General features: G+C 46.1%; 4 protein-coding genes. 2 read left to right on the forward strand and 2 right to left on the reverse strand.

Annotated features, from left to right (window positions below):
* Positions 1-530: 530 nt before the first annotated feature.
* Positions 531-7235 carry a LysM peptidoglycan-binding domain-containing protein gene (locus ACNRUY_RS24805; RefSeq protein WP_488114354.1) on the reverse strand — a complete coding sequence of 2235 codons (6705 nt, stop codon included), beginning with the start codon at positions 7233-7235 and terminating at the stop codon, positions 531-533.
* Between the two features lie 885 nt (positions 7236-8120).
* On the opposite strand from ACNRUY_RS24805, the gene ACNRUY_RS24810 reads away from it, so the two are divergent.
* Together ACNRUY_RS24810 and ACNRUY_RS24815 are read left to right on the forward strand one after the other, a co-directional pair.
* Positions 8121-8351 carry a hypothetical protein gene (locus ACNRUY_RS24810; RefSeq protein ID WP_488114355.1) on the forward strand — a complete coding sequence of 77 codons (231 nt, stop codon included), beginning with the start codon at positions 8121-8123 and terminating at the stop codon, positions 8349-8351.
* 192 nt (positions 8352-8543) lie between these two features.
* Positions 8544-8723 (forward strand): hypothetical protein, encoded by a 180-nt coding sequence (locus tag ACNRUY_RS24815; RefSeq protein ID WP_488114356.1) that lies wholly within the window; start codon positions 8544-8546, stop codon positions 8721-8723.
* Between the two features lie 726 nt (positions 8724-9449).
* Here the strand turns inward: ACNRUY_RS24815 and ACNRUY_RS24820 are convergent.
* On the reverse strand, positions 9450-9644 hold a 195-nt coding region (locus ACNRUY_RS24820), incomplete at its 5' end, for an IS3 family transposase (protein ID WP_488113191.1).

A 9644-nucleotide genomic window follows, 5' to 3' on the forward strand; every position in this document is an offset into this window, starting at 1 on the left:
CATTTTTGCCAGAAAGCGCTCTTTGCGGGTGGTTCTGCGTTTATGGACAAACTCACTGTCTGCGAAACTAAGCTGGCTCATGGACAGAAACTCAAGCTGGAAGCGATGGGAGTATTATCTCATGGCTAGGGACTTAATCGCACCTTCCTTAGTCTGTTCACATTTTCATAATTCAGTGGCATATAGCATTATCCCGTCCATTGCTGTTTCAGTGGCAAGAAAATGAAATTTATGCCCCAGACACGATGTACACAGTCACCCCGAAAAAAGAGCACACTACCGCCCTTTCCTGTTTCTAAGGAAATAACCAGGCGAATCTTCCAGCAGTACACGACACACAAACTTTACAGTGAAAGAGGATTGACCATAGCATTTCCCCCCATTGTTAACACCTATTTGAAACAATCTTCTTCCACCAATTTTAGGCATCCCGTTTCCAGTAGACTCTTTGACCTCAACATAACAATCAAGATCACAGCACTTTTCCAGTTAATTTCTTATTTGGAAGTGAGTATTCCATAACTCCAGCCTTATACTATCCCTTGGGGAGAAACATCAATATCTGAAATTTTTAAATTAAGATTTGCCAGGCTAAATAAAGGCATCGGCTCCCTGGTAAGCCCAGACATCACCGTTAATTCAAAGCAAAATTCAGCAGAATCCTGAGAAGGATTATTGGAGGCCAGCCACCCCTCCAGACTTAAGGAAATCTCCTCTATCAAAACAGATAACGCCTTCACTCCCGTACTATCATGACTATTGCCCTTAACATAAACATCCAAAGAAGGCTGCATTAAAATCGGAATTAACGGCATCTCAAGAAAACGGTTTAACTGATACTGATAATTCACATTGATTTGAAAATTAAGCACATCCTGATCATTCTCTTTCAGCAAAGAGTCAAACATGTTGATCAATTGAGATTTTAAACTTCGTTTAACTGGCCTGTCAGACTCAATTTGAGCGATATCAATAACACTATTGCATAAAATATTAGGCTGACAGCTACCAGGCAAGCTGACCTGTTTTGATGTATATATAAAATCATCTGCTATACGCTTTTCAGGCATGAGATTCTCATTTCTTTTAACGCGTATATATGCTCTGGAGTTCTGACGGGAAAAAACACCTATATTTTCAACAATAACAATACGCTCTTTTATTAACTGACCATGAGCAGGCGATAATTTTTCTCCAGATTTCTCATAATAAAAAGAACATACAGAGCCATCGCCATTGAAATCAAGTAATTTTGTTTCATAACCCGGTATGTTGACCACTGCCCCACCAATTCCTTCTGGTGGGTTGCCAACAACTGAAATAACAAACACATTATCATCTTCAACCTCCCTGCTCCCTTCCTGAATGTAAAAATGATAAGACATCCTATCATTTACACAGATATTTGATGCAGCCAGGGTAAGCCCTGTATCCCCGGCACTGTCCGCAACATTTTCTGCCAGACTTATAAAGGATTCAAGAACAGCCCCGGCCTTAGCAAAAGCCTCATCACTCGAATCAGGTTCTACGATAGCAAGATTACTATTAATATCCTTTTCAATATCAGGGTAGGCACTGATAAATCGCGCTAATTCTGAAAACAGATCATCAGAGATTCTTGATGCAGACAGGTAATCATTGGCATTAAAATCAATCTGGCAGTCAATACGATCCTGTGGGTAATGGAAAGACTGGGAATAGGAAAACTCATAATTCCACTGGGCCAGTTTGCTTAAATCATTGATTGCTTTTTCCTGCAAAACAGGGCTAACACCTTGCTGTAAAAGCATAGAAGGCTGCTCTGGGTATGACCGTAAAACCAGCGGTACTGTAAATTGACCTAAGGACTTATTCCAGCGATCCATATCATTGATCACAAACCCCAGCCAGGTGGAAGGCATAAAACCCTCAACCCCCTCCATTTTACCAATCTGATGCTCAATATCAGAACTGGAATACATTAAATCCAGTTCAACCGCTGGCAATATCTCATTATCTGCCCCTTTAATTAAATCCGATGAGGTCATAACAAAAGTCAGCTTCTGATCATCACTCTTTTTCAACACCAGTTTAGGTGAGGTCAACAGTGCGTTACCAGCAGAACGGTCGTTATTTAAAACCTCACCGAAAATGCGTGCAGGCTCAGCATTCATAACATTACTTTTGATGTCTTCTTTAACTGTCGCTGTAAATTCAATACCCGCTCTTGCCTCATAAGCATTAGACAGTTTTTTTAGTAATTGCTGATAAAAAATCTCCCTGGCATTGTCCGGATCAGCACTGTCATTTTCAAACAAAGGCACCATTAAACCAGAAACAGCATGAGAAATTCTTTTCTTAACATCCAGCAGTTCCGTCAAATACTGCTTATCTTCCTTATTGCCTACCAGCTGTATTGGTGTCGTATACGTCGGGGTCAGCAGATTATCCATCGCGCTTAAAAACGCTCCCATCCAGCTATCCATATCCACATCAAAAAATTCCTGAAGCACACCCTCTTCACTGATACCTGACCCGGGGATATATGGATTTACTTTAACCTCACGACTCATCAGTTGAGTCGAAATAGGTCTTGGGGCAAATAATGATGGCTCACCAGGATTATTGATTTGATAGTCGATCCCTTTCCCCTTACCATCCAGAGATAATTTGACAACCCAAAGATTGGAAAAGTCTCTCCCTGTTGCATACTCTGCACGGTCTATTCCAGTTGCTATTTTCAACAGGTAATGGTCTTGCCTTAATGCTTCTTCAAACTCAACGGCAAATGAGGTAACTGACCTATTTAAATCCTTCTCACACCCTGTATAAACAGGTACGGGTGATCGCACCTCTCTAATCCCATTGATATGGCTTAACTCACCATATACAACACCTCCTACCCTTCTTGTGATAAACCAGAAGTTTAATTTAAAAATATCATTGCCATCAAAAATAGCATCAGGGGTTATCACATATTCAACAGGTAATCGTGACTCGGGTTCTGAAGCGGTCGTTTCCCCATCACATCTGTCCACTAAAAAGTCATGGATACTTTCCAGCCATTCAATGATATGTGTTGTTACTGCACCATCTAAAGTAACCTCATCTTTTATCAGGCTACTTCTAATCGCAAATTCAACGCCATTTGTATCTTTTAATTGCTGCAACAGCTGTTTATAGGTCTGTAATGATTGTGCCGACTGATCCCTTACGGTTGAACCAAACGACTGAGGATGAACGGAATAATCAAAAGTCACCTGACCATCAAAGCTGATTTCAGGGTCTTCCATGGAAGCCAGCCCTATCACCTTAAGTGTATAGATTTGATCGGTAGTAAGGGGGGTACTGAGCGTCAGGATCACTGACTTTTTATCAGTAGCAACTTCAACTTCTTTAATATCAACCTGACTATAGTCAGCAGCCAGCAAACGATAGTGTTCCTTTGATTCCGCTTCATCACTGTCAATTACATTGGTAAATACCGCTGTAACCTGATGACTTTGAATATCTTTCACATCGATAAGCCCGGCATAAGGACTCGCATCAAAGTAAAAATCAAGAAAAGCCGCGGCCTGACCTGTATCATTCCGTTGTACATGCCATGAGGACGACACCGAAGGCCATTGACTCAGGCCGATTAATGCATCGGTATAACCCATTTGTAACAGTTGCGGGCTCAAAGGTCTTCCGTCTGGTGTTTCCTGATCGGATAAGTCGGTCACCATTTTGTTTCCATACAAATCCAGCCAGGCAAAATTCAGCTGCAATAACCCTCCTACGCCATTGTACTGACTGTTTATCCCATTGTTTGACAGTGCAAAGCGGGAATATGGCATGGCCTGCTGATAGTGCCAACGGTCTTTATGCGCCATTAATACCGGAGCACAACGCACTTTACTGTGAGGCTCTTCAACTTGCTCAGGGCTGGCCATTGGACTGGTTGGCAGACTGTCATTGCTTTTTTTGAAATAGAGATTGTCCGCAATACGATAATGGAGCAGGCTGAAATTGTTTAATAAATACTCCTTGGCGTAGTCAGGTTCCTCCAGATCATCAGGCATATCAATGAAGGGGCGCCTGGTTTCCAGTGCCAGAACACCGGCTGGCACCGTTGACTGAATCTGCTGAGGTCCGGTATCGATTGTCAGCCGGGTGCCGGGGGCAAAAAGATCTGAAACATCTTGATTGTCATTCGCCAGAGCAAACAGGTTGATATTGTAATATCTTGCAATATCCCCCAGACTCCTGCCCCCACGGCTACTGCCAATAGTGAGCGTAATCCCGGGTAATTTCAGTGCCAGATTATCCGGTAGCGGTTCCGGCCATTGGGTGATATCAGGGTTCGCCTGCTTGATCGCGTCCGGGGTCGTACTGAAGTATGAGGCAATCTGCGCCAGTGAATTGAAAGGGTCTGTATGAGACTGAACCCGATAAAGACCATTGTCAGCCGATATCTTAACCCCCTCCAACAGAGGCACATCTCTGTTTTTAACAGCGGTCAGCCCCACATTGGCATGATAAGGGCGAGTCAGACTTGCCAGGCTGTCCCCACTTTCGAACCTGATCTGTCTGTTTTGATCGGATTCTAATTGAGCCAATACAGCTTGGCTGGCAGCAACTGGCTGACCAACGGCGAGTGCATTCAGATAATTCTTTAAACGGTTTTCACTTTCTTCTTCAAACGGTTTTTTATAAAGAACATTCAATTGTACTGATGCTTCATTTTTATCATTAAAGATCCAGTCCGGTAACCCTCCATTGATTTGAGCGTTATGATAATACAGGAAGTACCCTCCCTGGTTGGTAATGCTGGCCTGCCACAGGAGGCGGATCAGCTCCAGCGGATCGGTATTCAGTAACTGACCTTCGGGTTGGTCGTCACTGATCATGGCCATTCTGAATGCTGGCGGCCTGGTTTCTACCGAGAGATTGACCTGGGCAATCCCAATCGTCACGTATTGGTGTGCATCGCTTTGTATACCGCCGTAGGTTTTATTCGCATCGGTTTCATTCCCCAGGGATGGGGCGTAACTCAGATAGATTGCATCAATTTCTCCGACGGAGCGGACCTGCTCAATCAGTCGGGCCATCATCAGGATATCGTTTCCAGAAGCCCCCACAATTTCATAAGTGTCTTTGGTTGAGGGGCTGAATTCATACTCCGGCACCCGTTTGATGGAAAAACCCAGGGTTGTGGCCCAGGAATAATAATTAAGATCCTCTGTTAAAGTAGCCCCTGATGCTTCATCAAAATAGCTTAATTGCGGTTTGAAGCAGGGCGAGAACGCCCGCTGGGCGTCTGGCAGGTTGATCATATCACCGGGAATTTCCCACAACGAAAGCGAGGGTATGCCTTCCGGTTTTTCACCATAAGATAAAGCCACGTCTCCCGCTGCCTGCCATACTTTGCTGCTTGCCAGTGAGTAAGAGGGAGAAGTGATTGAGGCCATGTTCCTCGCCCCAATGTCACTGTCAGTGGGTAACACTGTCGATTTCCCATAGGCGCTCACCGCCTGAATTTGCCGATATTCGTAAGATCCTGATACAACCTTGATAGTGGTTTCTGAAGGATTTTCACCGGCAAAAGTAAGCCATGGGAGCTGGTCAGACGCTTTTAGTATGATCGTGAAAGGATCATCCACACTCTCCTGAAGCTTGTCAGGCAGTGGAAATTGTTGCCCCGTCAAGGCATACAGACCGGCGGTTTCAAGCCCTTCCCTGAAGGTTAAATCCTGACCCACCCACATCCCCGGATGTCTGGGCTCAATCCCGGCGGTCGGCAGTGATAACCCGTTGAGGTAGTAGCGTGATGCCATACCGGACAGATGATGCAGACTCAGCGTGTGTTGCATCTCTCTGATCAGCTCCCCGACTTTAAACTGGGGTAAATGGGGCAGATTCAGATATTGCTCAGAGGTATCAAACAGATAATTTTTATGGGCGTTACTCTGAGCCAGCAGCTCAAAGGATACGCCATAACCGTCGGCTATGGTTTTAAAGCTGTCACCCTGTTGTACCGTGTATCCATAAGGAGGAAGGAATAAGGCGGCTAACGGCCTGATGATGTCCTGATCGACAACATGCTCAACCAGGTCAAACAGTGTCAGCCCAAGTTCAGTAGCGATATTGATCAGTAAATCACCGTCCTGTATCCGATATGCCTTTTTGCCAGGATATTGAATAAGTTGCCCCGCCTGCAGAATATCATACCCACCGTTGAGCAAACCAAGTACGCTGAGGTTGAATTTACCCTGATAAATGGGCATACGGGCAATCGCGGAAAAACTGCAGAGAGATGGTGTCTGGTATTTTATAACAGGCAATTCCAGAGGCTGACCGGCCCTGAACAGACTGAGGCTCATTATATTGGAGTAATTAATGAAATCCAGCAGTGTCAGGGAACCTTCAACGCCTGGCTCTGAAGAATAATGAAGCAGAATATCGGATACGGTATCACCGTACTGGGTAATGTAATCAGGTTCATCACGGAAAGTGATGACCTCACCAGCCTGAATCATATTTTCATTGCCCAGATTACAGGCCAGCAAATCATAAGCGCTGAACTGGCCAGCAAATACCCCTCCGGCAAGTCCATCAAAACTCTCCGATGAAGAGGTCGTATACCCATAACCAACATTAACCACCTGCCCGGTATTCAGTATGTGTACCGGGTTGGCAGCCAGTAAGTCGTTAATGGTAAACCGTTCTTCCAGTTTTCCCGTACGATTCACCCAGTCAGCAATATCCTGCAAGGTCTCCTGGTCTTGAATGATGTATTTGAAGTCACGCAATCCAGAAAGGGCACTTTGAACCATCTGCCGGGCAATTAACAGAAAGTAATCACCAAAAATATAGCTGGACATGGATAACCGGCTATTGGCTAACTGAATACGCGCACTCTCTTCTTGTTCACCTTCAACCTCAACCTGCAAATCGGCAAAATAGGCATTAAGGGCATGCAAATAATGACCATCAATGTCGTTATAATCTTCAAATGTATAGTTGTAGCCCCCATAGTCATCACCATAAGCAGGGATATCCAGCTCCAGGCCACCCGGAACAGGAAACACAGTGGCTGCCACTTCATCTCGCCCCTGGTCATCACCGGTTACGGTTTCCACGGTGAAGACAAACCGTTCTTTCAGAAAGGTTTCTGCCTCCCTGGCACTGAGGGGCGTCGGGTTGTCCGATGTGACCACCAACCTTGCCTCAATGGCTTTTAACTCTTCTTCCGTGACAATGACTTCATCCACCTGATCAGACGTCAGTTGACGTCCCTGAATCGCAGCAACCAGCCATCGGAACACCTCCTTGCATAAAACTTCAAACGAGGAGTCCTGCTGTTCACGGGCTGTTGCCTTCAACAAGCTACTGGAATCACTGTGATCCGCAGGCGGTATGGAGTCGATAAACAGCAACAGGGAGTAACAGGAAAGCTGACGGCCTGGGTCACCATAAGCCAGGTCACCGGCAATACTCAGGCCAGTACTGATATACCCTTGCAGGGGAATCAATGATTCAGCTGATTTTAAATTGGACCAGTTTAATGTGATATACCGGGCTTTTCTGGCACTCTTCAGCTTCTTCAGCTGCAAGTCCCAAAGGCGTTCATCCGGTGTTTTATAGAGCAAACCTTTTGATTGTTTTTTTTCTATCGTCCAGGGGGCTTTACCGCTGTTTTCAATAGTGAATGTTTCTTTGATCTTGGTAGAAAAACTGAAGTGTACTTTAACAAAGACAATCTTAACGCTGGCCGAAGCATGAACCGAAGCAATCACCGAGATAGCCATGGATTCGTAGGCTTTATAATCAGCCTGCAGCAGTAGCTTGACCCCGACATTCACACTCGCCTTAATCACCACAAAATCTATTTTGCCGTAGACTTTGCCTTCAATGCCCAACGCCCCCCGCAAACGGAAATAATACTCGCCCTGTAGCTGATTACTGCCTCCTTCGCCGATCAGGGCTGGCTGATAAGGGTTCCATTTTGCCAACAGGCCTTCAACAATGCCAATAACGGTTAAGCTGAACCCGGCCTTTAAGATCCCCGCATTAATGGATTTCCCCAGGCCAAGCTGCATCCCCAAACCAAAAACCAGCACAGGGTTAAAAGTGCCATTGGTGACAACGGGCACCTCATGACTGGTGTCACTGGACAGCTTGCCAAAATAGAGACCTCCGGACCCAACCAATGGAATACCGGGAGGAACAATGGCCTCAACGGAGAAGGAGCGGGAAAAATCCTCCTGCCATGGAAAACCCAGGTCAACCTTGAAATCGCCGTTGGTATACACTTCCACAAACAGACTTGGCAGGGTCAGGGAGTAAGCACCAACGTCAAAGCGTCGCATGGCGGCAGGCAGGGTTAAGTCAACCTGGTACACCCCCAACCCATCACTGATCCTCTGGTAACGGATTTCAAAATCCAGCCCCGCAAAAACCTTGGCAGGCTTGCCCGCCAGCGCCACTCTCAGGCCATAAAGCTGAGGGTCATTGAAAATAGCCTGTACGGTCAGCATGTAAGCGGCTTTGGCTGCTTCTGACAACTGGACACCCGCCGTATGTCGACGTTTCTTCTTATTGCTGTCCTCCAGCCGCAGAATGCCAAGGTCCGCACCAAACAGCCAGGAACTGTCGGCACTGAATGTTACCGCTGGAAGCTGCCCCGGCTCGGTGTCCGGCAGCTCCGCCATTTGGTTGATGGCTTTCTGGATACTCTCTACTGGCTCACCGTTGTTTAGCAAGACGTGCTGGCCCATGGCCAGCATCTGTACATCCAGGTATTTATTACCCTGGCCCGGAGGTGCCGGAGTGGTTTCCGGTTTGGCAGCATCCCAGGATAAAGGCTCTTTCTGTTCCGCCGGGTTCTTCCACAGGAACGCGCCCTTCAGATTGACCCGAACACTCTTTTCTGTTTTCCCTTTTTCAGGTCCATAAACAATAGATATGCCTTCAACTTTTGCGATACCGAGATTGACGGTGCTGATAGCGACATCAAAACTCACCGTCTCTGAAGTGAAGTCATAGCAGAGGGACAAATTACCCAGACTGACCTTGTTCAATAAATCCCAGGGGGCCGATAACCCAAAGGAAGTGCCGGTGGCCCAGGCCACCATCTGCTCAACCATCTCACCCAGTGTGATACTTTCTTTAAACGTCAGGGTAGCAACCTGGTGCCAATCACCCTTTACTTTTTTGCTCTCGATCTTGCCGGTTAAGGCACCCCATATGATGCCATAGGCGTTATAACGGGTGTTGTAATTATAAAAGACCGTGAGTTCGATATTATTCCAGCGGACCCTGGCTGACAGAGCACCGTATTTGCCCTCCTTCCCGTTGCCCATTGTTAACTGACCAGACACCGCCAGATCTAGAGGCTCTATCTCCCAGGGCGCAGCCGTTTTACCGGTAAATTCCCAGATATCTCCTTCGGTCTGGATCTGGTGTTACCCACTAAAAGTGGACACCTATTGTTGATTTACTTCTTCAAACTTAGCAGGGCTAAGATAACCCAGTGCTGAGTGACGTCGAGTTCTGTTATAGAACATTTCGATGTACTCGAAGATACTGGATCGGGCCTGATCAAGTGTTTGAAACCGCTCCGCATAAACCAACTCAACTTTGAGTCGACTAAAAAACGATTCCATAGCCGCATTATCCCA

The sequence above is a fragment of the Endozoicomonas sp. Z74 genome (assembly GCF_057680865.1).